This window comes from Acidocella sp., from assembly GCF_013044125.1.
Taxonomy (GTDB): Bacteria; Pseudomonadota; Alphaproteobacteria; order Acetobacterales; family Acetobacteraceae; genus Acidocella.
This window is the reverse complement of record NZ_JABEVC010000113.1, coordinates 1-20,923: the sequence shown is the minus strand read 5'-3', so window position 1 is coordinate 20,923 and position 20,923 is coordinate 1. Positions and strand designations below refer to the sequence as shown.

21 protein-coding genes and 1 pseudogene are annotated in these 20,923 nt (G+C 57.6%); 12 read left to right on the top strand and 10 right to left on the bottom strand.

Annotation, left to right across the window (positions count from 1 at the left end; all coding sequences use genetic code 11):
- Positions 1-100: 100 nt before the first annotated feature.
- Positions 101-565 (top strand): annotated as a pseudogene (locus tag HKL97_RS07150) (transposase); the annotation flags it as partial.
- Positions 562-1,173, top strand: a complete 612-nt coding sequence (locus HKL97_RS07145) for a plasmid pRiA4b ORF-3 family protein (protein WP_291423849.1) — start codon at positions 562-564, stop codon at positions 1,171-1,173. The pseudogene HKL97_RS07150 and the gene HKL97_RS07145, both read left to right, overlap by 4 nt.
- On the opposite strand, the gene HKL97_RS07140 is transcribed toward HKL97_RS07145, so the two are convergent.
- The 7 genes from HKL97_RS07140 to HKL97_RS07110 all read right to left on the bottom strand — a co-directional run bounded on the left by HKL97_RS07140 (position 1,151) and on the right by HKL97_RS07110 (position 9,079).
- Positions 1,151-1,411, bottom strand: a complete 261-nt coding sequence (locus tag HKL97_RS07140; RefSeq protein WP_291423851.1) for a LysR family transcriptional regulator — start codon at positions 1,409-1,411, stop codon at positions 1,151-1,153. The genes HKL97_RS07145 and HKL97_RS07140 overlap by 23 nt on opposite strands.
- Before the next feature lie 433 nt (positions 1,412-1,844).
- Entirely contained in the window at positions 1,845-3,194 is a 1,350-nt protein-coding gene (locus tag HKL97_RS07135; RefSeq protein ID WP_291423847.1) for a carbohydrate porin, read from the bottom strand.
- A gap of 381 nt (positions 3,195-3,575) precedes the next feature.
- Positions 3,576-3,923: an NIPSNAP family protein gene (locus HKL97_RS07130; RefSeq protein ID WP_291423845.1), complete on the bottom strand. Its 348-nt coding sequence runs from the start codon at positions 3,921-3,923 to the stop codon at positions 3,576-3,578.
- A gap of 31 nt (positions 3,924-3,954) precedes the next feature.
- On the bottom strand, positions 3,955-5,202 hold the full coding sequence (locus HKL97_RS07125) for an LVIVD repeat-containing protein (protein ID WP_291423844.1): 1,248 nt from the start codon (positions 5,200-5,202) through the stop codon (positions 3,955-3,957).
- Between the two features lie 76 nt (positions 5,203-5,278).
- Complete coding sequence (locus HKL97_RS07120) at positions 5,279-6,400, bottom strand: substrate-binding domain-containing protein (protein ID WP_291423842.1); 1,122 nt, start codon at positions 6,398-6,400, stop codon at positions 5,279-5,281.
- A 104-nt stretch (positions 6,401-6,504) separates the two neighbouring features.
- Positions 6,505-7,530, bottom strand: coding sequence for an ABC transporter permease (locus tag HKL97_RS07115; protein ID WP_291423840.1), 1,026 nt, complete (start codon positions 7,528-7,530; stop codon positions 6,505-6,507).
- A 4-nt stretch (positions 7,531-7,534) separates the two neighbouring features.
- Complete coding sequence (locus HKL97_RS07110) at positions 7,535-9,079, bottom strand: sugar ABC transporter ATP-binding protein (RefSeq protein ID WP_291423838.1); 1,545 nt, start codon at positions 9,077-9,079, stop codon at positions 7,535-7,537.
- Between HKL97_RS07110 and HKL97_RS07105 the strand changes: the two genes are divergently transcribed.
- The 9 genes from HKL97_RS07105 (at position 9,078) to tnpB (HKL97_RS13675) (ending at position 17,373) form a co-directional block, all read left to right on the top strand.
- Positions 9,078-10,004 carry a FadR/GntR family transcriptional regulator gene (locus HKL97_RS07105; RefSeq protein WP_363238533.1) on the top strand — a complete coding sequence of 309 codons (927 nt, stop codon included), beginning with the start codon at positions 9,078-9,080 and terminating at the stop codon, positions 10,002-10,004. The two genes, HKL97_RS07110 and HKL97_RS07105, sit on opposite strands and share 2 nt — an antisense overlap.
- 46 nt (positions 10,005-10,050) lie before the next feature.
- Entirely contained in the window at positions 10,051-11,133 is a 1,083-nt protein-coding gene (locus HKL97_RS07100; RefSeq protein WP_291423834.1) for a hydroxyacid dehydrogenase, read from the top strand.
- A complete protein-coding gene (locus HKL97_RS07095; protein ID WP_291423832.1) occupies positions 11,130-11,930 on the top strand; it encodes a 2-keto-4-pentenoate hydratase in 801 nt (266 codons plus the stop codon). Before HKL97_RS07100 ends, HKL97_RS07095 begins: the two co-directional genes overlap by 4 nt.
- A gap of 3 nt (positions 11,931-11,933) precedes the next feature.
- On the top strand, positions 11,934-12,875 hold the full coding sequence (locus HKL97_RS07090) for an acetaldehyde dehydrogenase (acetylating) (RefSeq protein ID WP_291423830.1): 942 nt from the start codon (positions 11,934-11,936) through the stop codon (positions 12,873-12,875).
- Positions 12,876-13,910, top strand: coding sequence for a 4-hydroxy-2-oxovalerate aldolase (gene dmpG / locus HKL97_RS07085; RefSeq protein ID WP_291423828.1), 1,035 nt, complete (start codon positions 12,876-12,878; stop codon positions 13,908-13,910). It begins immediately after the preceding gene.
- Entirely contained in the window at positions 13,907-14,677 is a 771-nt protein-coding gene (locus HKL97_RS07080; RefSeq protein WP_291423826.1) for a 2-keto-4-pentenoate hydratase, read from the top strand. The genes dmpG and HKL97_RS07080 overlap by 4 nt, the downstream gene beginning before the upstream one ends.
- 372 nt (positions 14,678-15,049) lie before the next feature.
- Positions 15,050-16,600: an acetolactate synthase large subunit gene (locus HKL97_RS07075; protein ID WP_291423824.1), complete on the top strand. Its 1,551-nt coding sequence runs from the start codon at positions 15,050-15,052 to the stop codon at positions 16,598-16,600.
- A 195-nt stretch (positions 16,601-16,795) separates the two neighbouring features.
- Positions 16,796-17,167, top strand: coding sequence for an IS66-like element accessory protein TnpA (gene tnpA, locus HKL97_RS13715; protein WP_408820809.1), 372 nt, complete (start codon positions 16,796-16,798; stop codon positions 17,165-17,167).
- Positions 17,164-17,373, top strand: coding sequence for an IS66 family insertion sequence element accessory protein TnpB (tnpB, locus tag HKL97_RS13675; RefSeq protein ID WP_363238529.1), 210 nt, complete (start codon positions 17,164-17,166; stop codon positions 17,371-17,373). Before tnpA ends, tnpB (HKL97_RS13675) begins: the two co-directional genes overlap by 4 nt.
- A 6-nt stretch (positions 17,374-17,379) precedes the next feature.
- Here the strand turns inward: tnpB (HKL97_RS13675) and HKL97_RS07065 are convergent, their stop codons facing one another.
- The 3 genes from HKL97_RS07065 to HKL97_RS13670 form a co-directional block, all read right to left on the bottom strand.
- A complete protein-coding gene (locus HKL97_RS07065; protein WP_291423822.1) occupies positions 17,380-19,497 on the bottom strand; it encodes a recombinase family protein in 2,118 nt (705 codons plus the stop codon).
- A gap of 301 nt (positions 19,498-19,798) precedes the next feature.
- On the bottom strand, positions 19,799-20,263 hold the full coding sequence (locus HKL97_RS07060) for a helix-turn-helix domain-containing protein (RefSeq protein ID WP_291423820.1): 465 nt from the start codon (positions 20,261-20,263) through the stop codon (positions 19,799-19,801).
- Between the two features lie 115 nt (positions 20,264-20,378).
- A complete protein-coding gene (locus HKL97_RS13670; protein WP_363238527.1) occupies positions 20,379-20,708 on the bottom strand; it encodes a DUF5372 family protein in 330 nt (109 codons plus the stop codon).
- Between the two features lie 44 nt (positions 20,709-20,752).
- Between HKL97_RS13670 and tnpB (HKL97_RS13665) the strand changes: the two genes are divergently transcribed.
- Complete coding sequence (gene tnpB / locus HKL97_RS13665; protein WP_363238537.1) at positions 20,753-20,863, top strand: IS66 family insertion sequence element accessory protein TnpB; 111 nt, start codon at positions 20,753-20,755, stop codon at positions 20,861-20,863.
- Positions 20,864-20,923 lie beyond the last annotated feature (60 nt).

The window sequence follows — 20,923 nt, the reverse complement described above, 5'->3', positions numbered from 1 at the left end:
CATCAACGGCGGTCTCAGGCCTCTCAGAAACCCTACATCCGCATGGGACTTTTGAATAGGCTTATGCCGGTTTTTTGTTCCGCTCAGCCGAACAGGCCATATTGAGCGCGAGATCAACGGCAAGTGTGCCACCGGGCGCCTCGAAGTACGGCAGCAATCGAGCGCGCCGCTGGTCGCGGCACTGGCCGACTGGATGACGGCAGCAAAGTCCCGGCTCTCGGCCCATGACGATACCGCCAAGGCCATGAACTACATGCTCAAACGTTGGCCAGCGTTTACCCGGTTCCTTGACGACGGCCAGATCTGCCTGACCAATAACGCGGCCGAGCGCGCCCTTCGTGGCATTGCCCTTGGCCGCAAGGCGTGGTTGTTCGCTGGTTCCGACCGCGGTGGCCAAAGAGCGGCGAAAATATATAGCCTCATTGTCACTGCAAAAATGAACGATATCGATCCCCAGGCATGGCTCGCCGATGTCCTTGCCCGCATCGCCGATCACCCCATGCATCGGCTCGAAGAATTTTTGCCCTGGAATTGGAAAACGCGGGCTGTCAAAATGGCGGCATGACGGTCGCCACCATTGCACGCCTCAAAATCACCCTCGACGATGTCAAACCTGCCGTGCAGCGTCGGGTCGAGGTGCCGCTCAACATCCGGCTTGACCGGTTGCACCTGGTCCTCCAGGCGGCAATGGGGTGGACCAACTCGCATTTGTATGAAATCCGGGCCGGCGGGGTGGGCTGGGGCATGGCCAATCCCGATTGGAGCGACGGCCCGATGGATGCATCCAAATCCCGGCTGATCGATGTGCTGGAGGATATGGGCGTGAAGACGCTGAAATATCTCTACGACTTCGGTGACGGCTGGGAGCACACCGTCAAAATCGAGCGCATTGCAGATGCGCTGCCAGGCGTCTCCTATCCCTGGTTAATCGACGCCAAAGGTAAATGCCCGCCCGAGGATGTCGGCGGTCCGCCAGGTTACGAGGACTTGCTCAACATATTGGCCAGCCCGACACACGAACGATATGCCGAAATGAGCCAATGGCTCGGCGCTGCCTTCGATCCCCGAGATAACGGAACACAAAACCTCGCAGATGCCGTCGATGCCCTCGCACGCAAATGGTCCCACAAACCAAAAGTCGTGCCAAAGATCAAACCCGAGATAGCAAGCTGAACCCGCCGTTACCCGCGGCGCTCACCGGAGGGTTACGGAGGATGCGGCCGATGATCCGCAGAAACTCGCGCCCTGCCTGCGTTGGCGACACGCCTCCAGACGAACGGTCAAACAGCGAGACCCCGATCTGCTCCTCAAGCTGGTGGATACGCCGGCTGAGCGTCGATTGCCTGACATTCAGCATGACGGCAGCACGCCTCACGCTTCTCTGGTCTGCAGCCATCAGGGCGTACCACATTTGCCGGAGATCCACCCTCCGGGCCGTGACATATCCTTCAGGCAAGCGCTCCGGGTCGTCGTCTATCACGGTCCGTCTGCTCGATGCCCCCCTAGACATCTCCCAGAAGTCCACCGGAACGATCTTGAGAGCAATTCATCGTGACTTTCCTAATTTGGTTGACAATCGGCTCACGACGGCGAGACGAATTGATTTCGGGAACTAAGACCAGGAGCGGCCACGGGATGAAGCGACCTTGTAGTATCGTTATCAATGCACGCGTCAGACCTGCTCGCGCGATATCATACGGCAGATGCGCCACCGTGAGGTGCAGTCCCATCACATCGGAAGCACAGAAGCGGTGCTCCTGCTCAAGCTGGGTCGATGGTTTCCTGATAGAAGGTGGACCAATTTGATAGAATTAGTCCACCTTCGAAAAGGCTTGTAAACGGTGTTACGTTCCAGATGGTAGACCGAAAACTTTTGCAACATCAACGTTGAATTGCAAGCCAACCACCAGAGCGGACTTCTCATTCTCCACTGGAATACCTGCTCCCCCTTGTCCGTCCGGATTAATAACATATTGAAGATTCGGCATTAGGTTCAACCATGAATTAAGCTGCGCCGAATAGTTCAGCTCAAGCATGACCAGGTTCGAGGCAGGAAATTCTGTACCACCTTCCAACTGCCTAGTCGCAAAAATCGAACCGAGAAAACTATTATTATAATGGGCATCGGCGGCCATAAAACCAACGTAGTCGTTTGGCCTGCTAGAAAATGGCCCCTGAAATACCGCACCACCTTCAACAGAATAATTTGCGACCTGTTTTTCACCGTCCGGGCTATACATTGCAGTTCCAAAAACGTAGAGCCCACGTGGGGAATTTGGCTTGACTTGGTAAATCATCTGCTGCGCCTGAGCATAGAGGAGGGTGCGACCATATTGTTCCGTTGCCGCAGCATTGTAGTAGGAGGCAGAAAAGTTAACTCGATCGAAGACTACCCCAACGTCATATTTGTTCTGCTGCGTTGCCCCTGGGGTTGTATCGACATAACCAAGCTCGATAGGCAATTCAAAGCCGGCTGAATTATTCATGCTCCAATCAAAACCATGATTACGTGGCGGATTAATCGCTGGGTACGACTGATACAAGCCAACCCGGAAATACGTATTTGGCGTCGGTGTAATGCCAATGCGGCCGCCCCATACTGCAGCCGGATTAAATTGCATTGATGTGTCATAACCCATAAGCCCGGTGTTGCCGCAGCTCGCGTTACTTTGGAAGTCGCACAGAAAATCGTAACCAATAAAATTATTGTCGAGATCATCCCGCCCAACAACTATATCGAGCCATTTTCCGATTTTCTGCTCATAGGTCAGCAAACTGAGCTGATAGGTTTGCCCGTAGCCGTAAATCTGTTGGACAGAGCGGCTATTGTTAAGAGCCTTGGCGGCAAGATTATTACCGGCGCGCTGGACAAAATTGATATGGAATTCACCGCCGGGAATGTCAAAGAGTCTGTACAAATCAGCATCTGCACCTACATTGAGCTGACCGGTATACTCTGCTCCACTGTGCAAGCCGCCGTATGGATTTGCCGCCGCCTCGCCCGTGTACTGACTGTTGAATATAATTCCACGTTGCGCTGCAGCCTCACCAAATTCTTGTATCGGTGATGCGGCTAGGTTCACCGACGACTCTGCGGATTGAGCGTATGCAAAACCCGACATTGTTGCCACAATAGACGCCGAAATGGCGATCGTATGTATCGTCGTACCTAATATCGGTAGTTTATTTTTCATGAGTCTCCAACCTCCGTTATGTCGTTGTTGTTTGAGCCTGATAATTCCGAGACGCGCGTGTACCTTGATGTTCATCTGCTGATGACGGCATCGTTAGCTGCGCTCAATCTTGATGTTTTGACGCAATACGTCGTTCACTTGATACGAATTGACGTCTTCACAGATTTTCTTTGCGTTCTTGGCGGATTCAGGTATCCGCACACGCAGTATCTTTTATTATATGCCCTATTCCGTTTGCATGTTTCTGTAATCCCTTCAGTTTAAGGTGCTCCGCAATGCTGCGGAATTCTTGAGGCTGCTCGGGAAGTCGATAAAGACTCTGGCTTGATTACGAATTTTCTGAATCGTATCGATCTCCTCGACGTTGAGAGCGTCGGACCGCTAGCCTTTAGATTCGAGCTTAACCGTCTCCTTTACCGTCCAAAATGGGGCTTCAACCAACAGTCTGTTTTCTTGGGCCACGAGATACCCAGCTTCCGCACTTCTCGCGAGATAGGCGGTCCATTCCGGATCGGCTTGCAATGCGCTCCGTGCCCGCTCTCTTTCCGCGGCGTCTTTGTAGGCCCAAACATGAACATAGGAGTTTAGTGGGCCGCTCTCGGTTACCAAAAACAGCACAGGCTCGCCTGCATGTCGTCGTTGAATGGCAAAACCAAACTCATGATAGAGCGCGAGTTGCTTCTTAAGCTGACCTGGCCGTGTCGTATAGGTTCTATGATCGAAAAGCATGAGACAAAATGTGCCCTTTTCTGTTTATGATTTAGCCATTAAATTCTGCGATATAGAGGCCCGCGTTGAAGTCCGTCGCATATACCAACCCGTTTGCATCGACGAAAACATCCGCTGAATGCAGAACATTCGCCCTGGCCGGCCTCGGATCGACGAGCTTGGCTGGCGGCGGAGGAACCAGAGCGCCAACTTCAACGGGATGGAACGCATCCCGAATATCATATACGCGGATGCCCGCATTCTGGTATGTCGCGAAGATCAGCGTTTCACTGACAAAGCTTCCTGGGCGATTCTCGTGGATGTTGTGCGGCCCGAAATGACCACCAACTTTCAAATAATCCGTGTCATTTGGCTCTGGCATCGTTGAAATGCTGATCGGGTTAGTTTTGATCCGGTTATCAAATACCCAAATTGGCTTCTCACCGTCTGCCTTGTTATCGAGTACAGCTTCATCGACAACGACCAGAAGATCGCGATCCGGAAGCGGCAAAGCATTGTGCGTCCCTCCACCAAGCGGTGGCGACCAGGTCTTATGTGCGATCAGCTTCGGGTTCACCTTGTCAGCGACGTCAACCACGACAAGGCAGGCATCACGCCAGCTGCAATAAGCAATGTCTTCCTGGATGATAGGATGATGCAGACCATAGCGACCGAAATCTGACGGCCATTGTGAAACTTCACCCTGCGCCGCGTTCATGCCAGGCAACCAGAACTTGCCTACCAGCACCGGATGCGCCGGATCTGCCATGTCGATCGTGATGAGGATATAATCGGTGAAGCCATCCAACAGTGCTGAGGCATACGCCCAACGGCCACCGGTGTACCAGATGCGGTGCAGCCCGCCACCATTCACAGGCATAAAGCCTATCTGACGAGGTGCTTCCGGGGAGGAGATGTCATAGACGGCCATGCCGGCAGACCAATCTTTCTCCTCCTCATGTGCCAGTGAATGGAAATTCGCTGCCCCCTTATAGTAATTTTTTTCATCCTCAAGTTCGGGTTGAGCGAACATATCCTTGGCATGAACGACAAGAAGAAGATCGCCATGAGCTTGAAGATGCAAATTCCACGTATTCCCCGGCGCCGGAAAATAGCCCACCGGCTTAGGATTCTTCGGGTCCCGGACGTCAACCACGCTAAATCCCTTGGAAAAAATATGCCCGATATACGCGAAGCCTCGATGGACCATGATCTGTACGCCATCGGGCCTTCCGCCCTGATCGCTGTAGCCAATAATACGCATATTCTTCGAGTACACAGGAGAAATTGGATAGCTCATTTTCAGACCATTATTAGAGTTGCGGGGCCCCGGTACCGAGAGTGGCGTCGGGGGTATGAACGTCGTCCTCGCAGGATCAGTGCTTAACTCCCCAAATTTTTTCATATGCAGCCTGATAGCCGTCAGCTGGATCGTAAATATCCTTCTGACCTCCATCCGAGTCGATGTCATTTCGGGTGAAGATATGTACCGGCGTGTGGTAGCCACTGGGCGGCTGTCCGGCGAAATCACGGTTCAGTTCATCGATCAACTGCCAACCATCCAGGTAAAGTGGTTCTGCAACGGTCGCGATCTGATAATGCTGGTTACGAATTCGATTGAACGCCGCCTCCGAGCCATCGCCAGCAGAAATATTGTGTGGATCACCGTTCCCGGGAATTCCGGCCGCCGCAAGCGACGGCGCCATGAAATCAAAATATAGATCATTGATGCCGATAGAATATGTCCATTTTGAACCATATTTTTCAATGAGAGCTGTGGTCAGCTGTGGCATACGTTCCGATACTGCACCAAGTGGAGTGTCCTCAACTGCCAATACCGAACACCCCGCACACCCTTCTATGGCTGCTTTTTCAGCGTCAGTCTTGGTAGTTGCAATTGCATATATGCTATCTGTAAACAGAATTACATTAGCGTGGCCATTTGAAGCAGCAACCGCATACAGGCCAGCAGCCTTACCGATCTCGGCAGGGTCGGTAGTCACGTTTGTGAAGATCGGAGATCCCGCGATCTTGCCCGGGGTGGGGCCAGCATGCCAAGAGACAATCTTGATTCCAGCAGCGGCAGCTTGCGCAATCAAACTGGCCTGCTCTTTTGCATCGACGGAGCCGAGGATGATCGCGTCCGGCTTCGAGGCAATCGCCTGGGTTAAAGCACTGGCACGGCCAGAGACGGTACCTTGCCCGTCAATAATGCGCAGATCCCAGCCAATGATCTTCGAGGCCTGCTCCGCACCTTCCGAGACACCGAGAAGTCCACCGTTTCTCTGGTCCGCTGAGACGAATATCACGACCTTATGACCAACGGCCTTTGGGCCAGTTGTTGGACCATCCCACACGGTCACTGGTGCCGTCGCCTTAGCCACATAGGCCTTTGCCATTGTCACATAGGCATCGTCGGCTGCGGCTGGTTTTGCGAAGCTTGTTGCCAGCACCGCACTCATGACCATGCCCATTTTCAACATAGAACGTTTCGACATAAGTAATGTTCCTCTTTTGATATTTGTTATGTGTCTGCCTTGCACGCAATTTGACGTTTATGGTCGTTCCTTTCTCTTATTTCCTCCGGTATTTTTCTAGTGCCCTAGTTGCGCTTCGCTGTTAGACGCCGGCGCTGTGTGTAGCCTGCTATGCCGATGGCAATGATGAGCGTAACGCCATTGAACAGCGGCTCGATATAAAAGGCACCACCAAGCTGCTGGATTCCTGAGATGCCGACAGCAAGAATGAGAACCCCAAAAATGGTGCCCAGAACATTGACGCGGCCAGGACGGATGGTTGTCGAACCCAAAAACGCACCAACAAGCGCCGGCAACAAATACTCAAGGCCCACAGTTGCTTGGCCGATTTGCAGCTTAGATGCGAGAACTGTACCTGCAAACGCGGTGATCACACCCGACGCCACAAAGACGCCGATAACATAGAAGCGAACGCGGATGCCGTTGAGCGCCGCTGCACGCGGGTTGGCACCTATAGCATAGAGATACCGGCCGATCGGCAGTCGTTCAGTCACAATCCACAACAGCACGGCCAGACCCAAAACATAGAAAGCCGTAATGGGAATGCCAAATATCGACAGACCATTTAAATTAAGGAATGCCTGAGGCAGATTGCCCATCACCTGCTGCCCCCCAGTATACCACAAGGCCAAAGCGTATAGAATTGTGCCCGTACCGAGGCTGGCGATGAAGCTATCAATCTGCGCGATTTCCACCAGCAGGCCGTTGAGCAGACCTACACAGGCACCCGCGACAATCACCAGGGCGCAGGCAGCCAGCCAGTTCATACCATAATCCGTCTGCAGGCTGATCGCGAGAATATGCCAGAGCACGATCCCGTAACCAACTGTAAGGTCTATACGGCCAGCCATCATCGGCAGCATCGCCGCCAGTGACAGCATCACGATGATCGCCTTGTCGCTCAGGATCGAACGGGCATTCAACGCTGTCGGGAACGTATCCGGCAGCAATATTGAAAAGAGCACGATCAAAGCAAGAGTTAGGATCGGCAGACCATAAACCGGTAGCTGACGAATAAATTTTTCCCAAAAGGACAGACCTTTGAGCTCCGACTTCGTCGGTTCCAGCGCGTTGGATTGAAGCGATTGCATTTCGTTATCCGTTTGTAATAAAAGTTAGTGTTTTTTCTGTCTGAATACGTGCAGAGGCGGCAGCGAGCAGCGAACCTACCGACAGATCATCGCCATGAATTTCCGCCACAACTTTCTTGCGGTCGAACACAATGGCGCGGTGGCAAATATTCGCGATCTCTTCGAAATCGGTCGATATGACGATGATACAGCCCCCCATCTCAATCACCTCATTGAAGAGGTTGTAGATTTCGGCTTTTGCACCAACATCGACTCCCGCGGTCGGGTCCTCGAACAGATAGACCTTGCCCTTGAGATTCAGCCAGCGCCCGACAACAACCTTCTGCTGATTGCCGCCGGAGAGCGATTCAATGGGCGCCACCGGATTGTTTGGCCGCAGATGCAGCCTTGTCCCTAATTTCTTTGCCTCCAGCGCCTCACCGCCTGGCGACAGGTACGACCACGGCTTGGCGCCCTTTGCACCTGGATTGAGGTAGAGATTCTCTCTGATCGACAGAGTGGGAACCACGGAACCCGCAATGCGGTCGCCACAAACCAGCATCATGCCAGCCTCAATCGCCTCCTGGGGATTGCGGACACTCAGTGCGGTGCCATCTAGAAGGGCTTCGCCATCATACGCCCCTTCAAGGCCGAAGAGGCCGCGCCCAACCGTCTCCTGGCCCGCCCCGCGCAGCCCAACAAGTCCGACCACCTCACCGCGGAAGAACTCGGCATTCACCGGCCCCACATCGCCAATGCTGAAATCCCGCAAAACCAGCCGGGGCTCCCCTAGCCGTTCAACCGGCCGGGTGAATATCTGCGAGGGCTCTTGGCCAACAATCATAATAATCGCTTCGGAGGGCGTGGTATCCGCCACCAGCCGGTCGCCGACAACCTGGCCATCACGCATCACCACCATGCGATCGGCCAGTTCGAACACCTCATCCAGGCGGTGCGAGACATAGATCATCGCCACACCACGCGCCTTCAGACGGCGCAGACAAACAAAAAGGCGCGCCACATCGTCGGCTGGCAGGCTGGCCGTCGGTTCGTCCAGCACAATCAGCGAAGCGTTCGCCGCCAGCGCGCGGCTAATCGCCACCAACGATTTTTCTGTGCGGTCGAGCGTTTGCACCCGTGCGTCAGGGTCTATCTCAACACCCATTTCCTGCAACACCTGCGCGGCCCGCTCGCGGGCTTTGGCGCCGTCGATAAGGCCGAACCGGCGCGGATAGCCTAGCGAAAGACAAATATTCTCCGCCACGGTCATCCATTGGATTAAGCCCAGATCCTGATGGATGAAGGCAATAGGATGTGCATGCGACGAACCGAGCAACTCGGTCCCCGCAAACAACGCACTTCCCGAATCGGCGAAGAAAATCCGCGCTAAAACCTTAATAAGAGTGGATTTTCCGGCCCCGTTCTCGCCGAGAAGTGCGACAATCTCGCCTTGCGCGATGGCAAAAGAAACGTTCTTGAGCGCCCGCGTGGCACCAAAACTCTTCGAGATGTTTTTGACCTGAAGCAAGGGGCTGTTGCCTCCGGCCCCTCCGTCGGCTGGTATCAGCATGACGTATCCTCCTATATTTTGGCTGTGTGATCCAGCCCACATGTTTTACAAACTTGCACACAAGCGGAAAATCTGTCAAGCTACTTTACACAAAATGCCAATTAGTACTAAAAACGCTACAAGTCCAAGGATGCCAGATATGTTGCCTGACCAATTAGACTCCGAGTCTTGCGAACCGGCCGGTACGCGCATCCCACCTGGTAAGCGGTTAGGTGAGCATCTGTACGAAGCAATTTTGACAATGATCACCCGCCAGAAACTGACGGAAGGTGCGCGTTTGCCGCCGGAAAATGAGCTGGCAACCTTATTTGGCGTCTCCCGTCCCATCGTCCGTGAGACACTCGCGCGCCTGCGCGAGGAGGGTATTATCGTCTCCCGCCGCGGCTCTGGCAGCTATGTCAGCCGCCGGGCAACACCCGCTGACGGGCTGTCCGAAGCCAAGTTTGACCACATTGACAGCTTTGAACAAATTCAAAAATGTTACGAGTTCCGTAAGGCCATCGAGGGTGAAGCGGCGTTTCTGGCCGCCTCGAACCACACGCCCGAGTCGCTGGAGAGCATCCGCGAGGCCTGCGCCTCTCTGGGCCGCGACGTCGCCGCCGGTGAACTTGGCGGCAACACAGATTTCGAATTCCATCTGGCCGTCGCCAAATCCTCAGGCAACGAATGGTTCGCTTCTGCCCTTCTGGCCATGCGTAGCCAGATTGAGCTGACCATCGATATCGCCCGGAGCCTGTCGCTCAACAGGTCTACTGAACACCTCGACACGGTTCAGGCGGAGCATGTCGCCGTTGTGGAGGCCATAGCGGGGGGCGACCCCGTGAAATCGCGCAACGCCATGCGTGAGCATCTCACAAAAACCTGCTCCCGGATCTTCCGGGGGCCGCAGCATGGCGCAAGCCAGGATAAGCCTGGCTCCGACTGACTAATTCTTACAACTTTTATAACTAATTTTGCAGGAGACACCCAAAATGGCACCTAGTGGCGTCAACCATCCCACCGTGCTCGCGTTTGAGCGCTATGACCCCACCGATGAGTCGATCAAGTGGCTCGAGGAAAAGGGGGTAAGCGTGCTCAAGGGGCACGCTTTGTGGGAGATGCCATTCCAGCGCTTCACCGAAGATGAATTGATCGCCAAGGCCCAAGGTTGTGTCGCTCTTATGGGCGCGAGCGGCACCCGGATTTCCCGCCGGGTTATGGAGGCGCTGCCCGACCTGCGGTTTATTTCCAAATACGGCATCGGGTTTGACAGCATCGACATCACGGCCGCCACGGAGCTTGGGGTGCTGGTTAGCAACACCCCCAACGAATCGCAAATTTTTACCGTGTGCGAGCATGCCGTGGCTCTGTTGCTTGCGGTTGCCAAGCAACTTGGCACCTGGACACCCACCTTCATGCAAAAGGGTGGTTGGCGCGGGCTGACCCATTCCGCGACTTTGCGCGGTGCTACAGTCGGCATTATTGGCCTGGGGCGCATAGGGCGTGGCGTGGCGCAGCGCCTGACAGGCTGGGAAGCGCGGATCATCGCTTATGACCCGTTCCTCACCGAGGCGCCTGCTGGCGTGAAGCTGGTCGGCCTGACTGAACTGCTGACAAAGTCGGACTTCATCACGCTCCATGCCTCCCCGAGCCCGGAGAACTATCACATCCTCAATGCTGCTGCGTTCAAGCAAATGAAGCAATCGGCATATGTGATCAACACCGGCCGTGGCTCTCTCATCAACTATCCAGACTTGCGCGCGGCCCTCGACAACGGCGAGATCGCTGGTGCTGCACTGGATGTCTTCGACAAGGAGCCGCCCAGCCCAAACGACGATCTATTCACCCGGCCAAACGTGATCTGCACGCCACATGTCGGGGCCTGGACCACCGATGGTACCCAGGCGATCGGCTGGCACGCGGCACGTAATCTTTGGGGGATGATCAGCGGTGAGGGACATGTGGATGAGGTCAACCCCGAGGCGCGGGAACATGCTGAGCCGCGTCGCGTGTCGGGCGAGTTTTATCTCGAGCCGAGCAGTGCAACCGGAGACAGGCGAGTGAAGGTCAAATGACAATTTCCCCAGATAAAGACGCGATTGGCGCGGCCGCAGCACTGCTGTACGAGGCTGCTGCCACGGGTAAACCCACCGCGCCGATCCGCACTTTGCTGCCGGAAAGCGATATTGACGCGGCCTACCGTGTTCAGGCGTTGAACACGGAGAATGCGCTGGCGGCGGGGCGGCGGCTTGCGGGGCGCAAGATCGGGCTGACGTCTTTGGCCGTGCAGAAGCAGCTTGGCGTGAACCAGCCGGATTACGGCATGCTGTTTGCGGACATGGCCCGCGGCGATGCCGAGGAGATCGCGCTCGCCGACGTTTTGCAGCCGAAGGTGGAGGCGGAGGTCGCCTTCGTGCTGGGGTGCGATCTGACGGATGAGCGGCTGACCGTGGCGGATCTGTTCCGCGCCATCGCCTTCGCCGTGCCGGCGATCGAGATCGTCGGCTCGCGGGTGGCCAACTGGGACATCCGCATCACCGACACGATCGCCGACAACGCTTCCTCGGGGCTTTATGTTCTCGGTTCGCGCCCGGTGAAGCTTGCCGACTTCGATCCTCGCATGTGCGGCATGGTGATGGAGAAATCCGGCGAGCCGGTCTCGGTCGGAGCCGGCGCGGCCTGCCTGGGTTCGCCGCTGAATGCGGCGCTGTGGCTGGCGAAAGTCATGGCCAAGCTCGGCCGCCCGCTGCTGGCGGGCGACACCATCCTCTCCGGCGCGCTCGGCCCCATGGTGGGTGTGGCGCCGGGCGACGTGTTCGACGTGCGCATCGAAGGTCTCGGCGCTGTGCGCGCCAGTTTTTCCAAGGAGTAGGCAATGGCCAAGATACAAGCCGCCATCATCGGGTCGGGCAATATCGGCACCGATCTGATGATCAAGATCATGCGCACCTCCAAGAATTTGGAAATGGGCGCGATAGTTGGCATCGATCCGAATTCCGACGGCCTGGCCCGCGCCGCGAGGCTTGGCGTACCGGTGACACATGAGGGCATCGAGGGCCTGCGCAAGCTTCCCAATTACAGGGATATCAAGGTGGTGTTCGACGCTACCTCCGCCGGCGCGCATGTGAAGAACAATGCGATCTTGCAAGCCGACGGCAAGAAGGTCATCGACTTGACCCCCGCCGCTATCGGCCCCTTCACCATTCCGGCGATCAATGGCGACGCCAATATCGACGAGCCGAACGTGAACATGGTGACGTGCGGCGGCCAGGCGACGATCCCGATGGTCTATGCCGTGAAGCGCGCCAGCAAGCGCGTCCTCTACGGCGAAATCGTCGCCTCGATCTCGTCCAAATCCGCAGGCCCCGGCACGCGCGCGAATATCGACGAGTTCACCGAGACCACCTCAAAAGCGATCGAAGTCCTGGGCGGCGCCGAACGCGGCAAGGCGATCATCATCCTCAACCCCGCCGACCCACCGCTGATCATGCGCGACACGGTATTCACCCTCTCCCAGGGCGGCGACCGCGACGCGATCGAAGCCTCGATCCTGGAAATGGAACAGGCGGTGCGCAAATACGTCCACGGCTACCGCCTCAAGCAAAAAGTCCAGTTCGAAGTCATCGGCGACAACGCCCCGGTGCGTATCCCCGGCATCGGCTACGCCACCGGGCTGAAGACGACGATCCTGCTCGAAGTCGAAGGTGCGGCGCACTACCTCCCGGCCTACGCGGGCAATCTCGACATCATGACCTCCGCCGCCCTCGTCACCGCCGACCACTGGGCGGCAAAAATCCTCAACAAGGAGCTTGCATAAATGGCCCGCCCGAACCCCAACAAGCTCTACGTCCAGGACGTCACCCTGCGTGACGGCATGCACTCGGTCCGCCATCAGTATAACCTGGAGAGCGTGACCGAAATCGCCCGCGCCCTCGACGAAGCCAAAGTGGACGCGATCGAGATCACCCACGGCGATGGCATCACCGGCTCCACCTTCAACTACGGCTTTGGCGCGCATGACGATGCCGAATGGGTCGCCGCCGTTGCCGCCGTCTGCAAACACGCCGTGGTCACGGTGCTGCTGCTGCCCGGCATCGGCACGGTCCACGACCTGAAAGTGGTGCATGAGGCCGGTGCGCGTTCCGTGCGCGTCGCCACCCATTGCACCGAGGCCGACGTCTCGCGCCAGCACATCGAAGCGGCGCGCAAACTCGGCATGGACACGGTCGGCTTCCTGATGATGGCGCACATGGCCCCGGTCGAAAAACTGATCGAACAGGGCAAGCTGATGGAATCTTACGGCGCGGAATGTGTCTATGTGACCGACTCCGCAGGCGCGATGCTGCCCGAGCAATACGCCGAGAAGGTAAAGGCGATGCGCGACGCGCTGAAGCCAGAGACCGAAATCGGCGTGCACACCCACCACAACCTGACGCTCGGCGTCGCCAACGCCGTCGCGGGCATCAAGGCTGGGGCGGTGCGGGTGGATGCGAGCCTTGCCGGCATGGGGGCGGGGGCGGGCAACGCCCCGCTGGAGGCGCTGATCGCCGTGCTTGACCGTGAAGGTATCGAGACCGGCTGCGACCTGTTCAAACTGATGGACGCCGCCGACGACCTCGTACGGCCGCTACAGGACCGCCCGGTGCGCGTCGACCGCGAGAGCCTCTCGCTGGGCTATGCGGGCGTGTACTCGTCCTTCCTGCGCCATGCCGAGAACGCCTCCAAAACCTACGGCGTCGACACACGCGAGATCCTCACCGAGCTTGGCAAGCGCCGCATGGTCGGCGGCCAGGAAGACATGATCATCGACGTCGCTCTCGATATCCTCAAATCCCATGAGACAGCACAATGAGTTCCCTGGACACCTTTGCCGCTACGTTGGACGATGCGGCACTCACCGCGAGTGCTACGCCGCAGATTACCGCTACTTATCCGGATTTATCCGTGGACGAGGCCTATGAGGTGCAGCTTAAGCTGCTGCAGCTCCGTTGGGCGCGTGGCGAGTGCCGGGTTGGCTACAAGATGGGCCTGACATCGCGCGCCAAGATGATCCAGGTTGGCGTCTCCGAAATCATCTGGGGCCGCCTCACCGATGCCATGCGCCAGGAGGAAGGCGGTGTGCTCAAGCGCTCGCGCTTCGTGCATCCGCGCGTGGAACCGGAAATCGCCTACATCATCGGCAAACCACTCGCTGGCAATGTCTCCGCGGCGGAAGCTCTGGCCGCCATCGAGGCGATCGCTCCGGCCATGGAGATCATCGATAGCCGCTACCAGAATTTCAAATTCGCTCTGCCCGACGTCATTGCCGACAATTCCTCCTCCTCGGGATTCTATGTTGGGTCCTGGGCGCCGAAGAGCACGGATGTCACCAATCTCGGCATCATCATGGAAGTGAATGGCCGCCCGGTACAGATCGGCTCCTCAGCAGCCATCCTCGGCAATCCAATCCGCTCGTTGGTCTCGGCAGCGCGTCTGGTCGCAGGCGTGGGCGAGAGCCTTCAGCCTGGCGACATCGTCCTGGCAGGCGCCGCCACCGCGGCGCACGCACTTACGCCAGGTGAGTATATCCGTACCAGCTTCCAAAGACTGGGCCACGTCGCATTCAGTGTTGGAGCGTAACCTTATATCCATGAATAGTTCCACAATACACTCATTGCGAAGCGGAGGACACGTTTTGGTGGGCGCCCTCCATCTGTATGGCATGGACAGCATTTTCTGCGTCCCTGGTGAGAGCTCTCTGGACATGCTGGATGCGCTGGTCGACACATCCAAATTGATACCGTCGTCGCCAAGCATCAAGGTGCAGCGGCAAACATGGCTGCTACCGATGACAATCCGCAGGCGACGGTGAAGAATAACGAGCTATTGCCGTTGGAAGGCTACCGTTTCCCGATGGCAGCCCCCCCCCCGCGGTCCTATGGCATCGCCAGCAAAGGGCGGGAGATGGCTGGCCATTGAGCCAGCTTGCCACTAAATAATAAAGGAAACAGCATGAACGGCGCGGAAACCCTGATCTCCACACTCGCCGACCAAGGCGTCAAGATCTGCTTCGCCAATCCTGGCACCTCGGAAATGCATTTTCTCGCAGCACTGGATACGCCTCGCGTGCGCAGCGTGTTGTGCCTCTTCGAGGGGGTCGCGACCGGTGCGGCGGATGGCTGGTATCGCATGCGTGACGAACCGGCTTCCACCTTGCTGCATCTAGGGCCGGGTCTGGCTAACGGCCTTGCCAACATCCATAATGCCAGGCGAGCCAGTTCCGGCATGGTGAATATCGTCGGCGAGCATTCGCTGTCGCATTTGAAATACGATCCACCGCTGAACTCGGATATCGAGGGGCTAGCGCGCCCATTGAGCCACTGGGTGCGCAAGATAGAATCCGCCGACGCCATCGCGTGGGACACAGCGAATGCAGTGCGGCAGGCCCAGGCGCATCCTGGGCGCATCGCCACACTGATCCTGCCGGGCGACGCCTCCTGGCAGGATGCTGGCACCCCCTACCCGGTGCAGCCCAGCAAGACCGCCGAACCCAAGGCGCCGAGCGCCGACCGCATCGAAGCGATCGCGAAGCTCCTGCGCAGCGGTGAGAAGGTGATGCTGGTGCTGGCCAACAAGGCGACGCGCGGTCGTGCGTTGGAGCTGGCAGGGCGGATCGCAGCTGGCACTGGCTGCCGTTTGGGCACGCAATTCTTCACGGCACGGATCGAACGCGGCGCCGGTCGCACGCCACTGGAGCGCATCCCCTATGCCGTAGTGCAAGCGGCTGAGTTCCTTAAAGACATCCGCCACATCGTCACCGTGGAAACGCGAGAGCCGGTGGCGTTCTTCGCCTATCCCGGCAAGCCGAGCCTGCTAAAACCCGAAACGACGCTGGTGCACAACCTGGTGGAGACGGATGAGGACAGTGAACTCGCCTTCGAGATGCTGGCCGAGGCGTTGGGCCTGCGCGAAACAGCACCTCTGCGCCAGATGCGGGTTGAAACACCTGCTCCCCGCGGCGCTCTGACGCCGTTCAGCATCGCCCATGCGCTTGCCGCGGCAATCCCCGAGGATTGCATCGTGGTTGATGAATCCCTGACGACCGGCCGCGAATCGATGGGCTACACCATGGGCGCCAGGCCACATGATCTCATCAACAATCTCGGCGGCTCCATCGGCTACGCCACGCCGGTCGCCACCGGTGCTGCGATCGCCTGCCCTGGCCGGCGTGTGTTCTGCATGGTCGGCGATGGCAGCGCCATGTACACCATCCAGTCGCTTTGGACGCAGGCGCGTGAAAATCTCAATATCACCACCATCATTTTCGCCAACAACCAATACGCGATCTTGAAGGCGGAATACGCGAACATGGGTGCCGGCACGCCGGGCAAGCAGGCGATGGCAATGATCGATATCGACCGTCCTAGCATCGACTGGGTGGCAATGGCGCGGAGCATGGGCGTGCCGGGCAGAAGTGTGGCCACCGCCGAGGATCTTTGCGCCGCCCTGCAGCGTTCGTGCAAGGAGCCTGGCCCGCAGCTGATCGAAGTCAATCTTTCCTGAAGCGCAAATTCCGGAAAGAAAGTCGCGACCACCGCCTCTACCACACTGAAAACGAAACTGGCTGAATATACTGATCCACCAAACTGCGCGCACCTGCCGTATCCCTCCGGCGGCGGCCACCTCCTCGGATTTGGAGATTTGTGTGAGGATCCTGGCATCGTAACTTAAGGGTGGAAAGTGTCCACAACTGAGATAATGGACACAAGTTTGCGGGCGAAGCGCCGGCACAAAGTGTGGCCTGAATCGCTGAAGCGGGAGATCGTGGTGGCCTGCCTGGTGCCGGGAGCGTCGGTATCGGTGGTCGCGCGGCAATACGACGTGAACACCAACATGGTTTTCACCTGGCGCAAGCTTTATGGCGGCGTGCCGAACACGGTAGCGCCTCAGCTGTTGCCAGTGGTGGTGACGCCGGACCCGCCGGCAGTTGCTACACCGGCGCCGTCAGCCGGCCTGCATTCGGCCGGCCTGATAGAGATTGAGCTGCCGGGCGGCTACCGTGTGCGGATCGGCAGCAACATCAAGGCTGCGGCGTTACGTGTTGTGCTGGATGCGTTGGAGCGGCGATGATCGCCTTTCCCTCGAGTGTGCGCGTATGGTTGGCGGTCGGGCGGACTGATATGCGTCGCGGTATGACGGGCCTTGCTTTACAAGTTCAGCAATCGCTCGGGCGGGACCCGCACGCGGGCGACCTCTACGTGTTCAGAGGCGCGCGCGGGGACCTGATAAAAATCATCTGGCACGACGGCATCGGGATGTCGTTATATGCAAACTAACTCGTTTCATACTACAGCCCTTTCGTTGACATCTCTGCATTTAGAGGCGTTGAGCAGACGGATGGTCTCAGCCCGGTGGCTAAGTTGATTCCATCGGCTGCACTTCTTGGCTGGGACGTGCGGCCCAGGCGGCTCATAGAGGCCGATATAGCCGTTGGAGGCATGCCGTTTCACAATGCCGTATTTTGCCCACCTAACCAATGTGCACTCGGTGATGCCTAGCTTTGCGCAAGCCTCCGCTTTTGTCAGCATTCCCCGCTCACGCAGCCGGTCGTAGCGAGGACGTAGGCCATATTGTTTGACAAGATAAATGACGCGCATGTCGGTGAACTGGGCGCCGGCCTGACCACGCCGCGCTGATCCGCCGGGGCGGATTCCTTTGGCATTCAGGATATCTGCGATTTCGGCGCAGATATGATCGTCGAGAAGCTTGTCGACCAGTTCTACCACCTCGGGCCGGGTCTTCACCTGCTGCGCGGAGGATTTAGGGTTCTGGGTGGTCAATGTCTCGGTCCTCCCGCCTCTGAAGCGGATGTGGATCCGGGTCTCTCCTTCAGTAGGGAATTTGAGCAGGGTGACGTCATCAACAAGATAGGCAAGAAGTCGCTTGCGTTCGCGGTTCGGCAGGGTCGGATCACACCAGACCGTTTTGAAGTCCGCCGTCATGGCGATCAACCGATCGTGCATGGCATCGTTCAGTGCAATCCGGTCTTCGCGCGAAGCGCGCTCTCTTTCTTCATGCATATCAGCCAGCACGCGCAGTTTGTCGTTCCATTCACGTTCAAGAGTGTCGGCGACCAGGCGGTTGTTCGGATCGACCAGCATGAATCGCCGCTGCGCAAGATCAGCATCGATCTGTGCGCGTTGGACAGCGCGGAGCCGGAGTTGATCCGCGTCATCATGGCGGGCTTCAATTTCTTTCCTGACCTCCAATGCCAACTCCACCGCGGTGGGCGTCATTTCCGCAGCGATCAATTCGCCGATTGCCTCGTCGACCGGCCACCCAGCTATCGTTTGACATTGAGGTTCACCGCGAGAGGCGTAAGCGCGGCTGCAGATATACCATGTATCCACCTGACCGCGTCGGGCGGCATAGCGAGCACTCATATGACTGCCGCAACGTCCGCATACAGCGCGCCCTTGCAATAGGGCCGCACCCTCGCGCGGCGGCGAGGCGCGCACGGCCTGATAGCCGGCGCCATTGTCCTCAAGAACCTTGAGGTTATGCTGGAACTTGTCCCAGCTGATATAGCCGGGATGGGCGTCCGGGATACATGCATGCCAGTCCTTCGGGTCGCGCTTGCGGAGCTGTTTCTTGCCATCGACGGTCCGGCGATAAAGGCGCTGGCCAAAAGCATAGACTCCAGCATAGCGCGGATTATGCAGCGTGCGCATTGCGGTCGATGCGGTCAGCGGTTGGAAGACCACCTGTTTCCCGTTGCGCAGGCGGGAGGGGAAGAGCAGACCTTCCCTGGCGAACGCCTTGACAGTCTGCGTAGCTGACCCGACCCGGGAGAACGTCTCGAAAAAATGGTTGATCATGTCCCTGATTTGGGCGTCAGGATCGAGGACCACATCGCCAAGTTCATCATAGATGAAGCCCGTTGGCAGAGGACAACGATATTCGCCGCGTCGCACCTTGTTGAGGATACCCCCGCGTAATCGGGCTTTGATGACATGCAACTCGGCTTCGCTCATGGTGCCCTTGAGCCCGAGCAGCAGGCGATCATTGAAGTTGGCGGGATCGTACACGCCATCTTCGTCGAGGATGAGGGTGTCGGCCAAGGCGCAGATTTCCAGCAGTCGATGCCAGTCCGCATTGTTTCTGGCGAGCCGAGATACCTCCAAGCCCATGACGATCCCCGCGCGCCCCATGCCGACATCGGACACCAGGCGCTGGAAGCCTTCACGCCACGATGCTGAAGCGCCGGACTCGCCTTGGTCGCTGTCGATGACAACGATCTGGTCATCATGCCACCCAAGCCCGATCGCGCGGCCACGAAGGTCGTATTGACGCTTGGTGCTTTCGACATTCTCCATGACCTGCCGCATCGATGATTGCCGGATGTACAGATAGGCACCCCGTTCGAGGTGATGTGATTGAACCTTGAGCTTTTCGTTCATGCTGTCCTCCGTTCAGGGACCGCCATCACCATGGCGGCGAGTAGGCAGATAATTTTGCGTTGTTCGGACGTTTTTTCTGCGATTGACAGGTCAACTACCGGCGGCACGGAAGCGGCCGGACACTGGCCGGGCGTCCGCACGATCGCGCGAATCCAGGCCCACATTCCGCGATGAAGAAGAATGGTAAGACCGCTGCGTGCCTCTGGCGGCAGCGCGGTACCGAGAGCGGCGGCCCGCAATATTTCGTATCGCTCTGTGGCGCGCAACTGCATCGCGGAATGCAGTTGCGCGCCAATGCTGGTCACACCGTTTTTTTTTGACCAAGCGCGCGCTCGATCGTTCTGGGGTGGACATCGAGGCCGAACTTTATCCGGAGACGCTCCGTCAGTTCGCGCGCCCGGATGGGCTCGCCTGGGTCCACCTGTGCAATGAGGAACGCCAGCACTTCGCCCTGGAGCTTGTGCGGTCCGCGCGGCCCGCGCTTCCTCGGTACCAGACCGGCCAGGCCCGCGCCTCCGAAGTCCGCCTTCGCCTGATAAAACGTCGGCCGGGACACACCATATTCGTCGGATGCTTCCGTCACTGAAACCCTGTCGACGGCTACGCGCCGCAGCATCTCGTACTTCACTTGCACGATGTCTCGTGGATCGAAGAAACCGCCTTCCTGGAACTTCGGGTCTCCGACTTTCTCCGGAGCGGGATTGAGTGCCCCATCCTCCGCCAAAGCGTTGGCCTTTGATCGCTCGTGGTTGGCGCTGCTCGACACCTGGAACCTCAGCTATTTTCTCAGTAAGTGTAATATATAATATGCCGTCTTTAGTTGTGGGGTCAAGATGGTCGGTGCCACTCAGTCGCCAATTACCAAAGTTAATGATTACCATTCACCGGAGTCCCCAGGGGCTTTGCGGCGTCTTTTGCCTTACAGACGCGGCATATTTATCATTACATATTTTTGGTCCATCAACCCGCCTTTGCAGCATGAGGTGCGCCACAAGCTCACCGAGCTCCAAAAGATCGCCAAGGCTGCAAAGTGCGCGGCGGCCTCCCGCCGACATCTCAGGATCAGGGGTTGCCGCATCGGTCCATTGCGGCGGAACGGAGCAAATTCGGCCATCGGCAAAGCGAAGCAGCCAACGCTTGCCAGCTCGGTTGCCGCGCTTTGCAATGCATACCCCGCCCTGCCCGGAATACGGATGAAAGGGGTGGGTCACGGTAACAAGGTGCGGCGAGGCCGGCGAAATACCTGCATTTCTGACTGAGGTACAAACGGCTGGAGAAATCTCGCTTCATCTGGCCATCGCCGAGTGACGGTGTGGTGGCGATTTCCGCGGCGCAGATGGGCTATCTTCTCGATCATGCATGTTGATGCCCCTCCTAATGAGGCTGACAGATTCTGAGGTCGATGTGGTCGATGGCATGGTTTCGT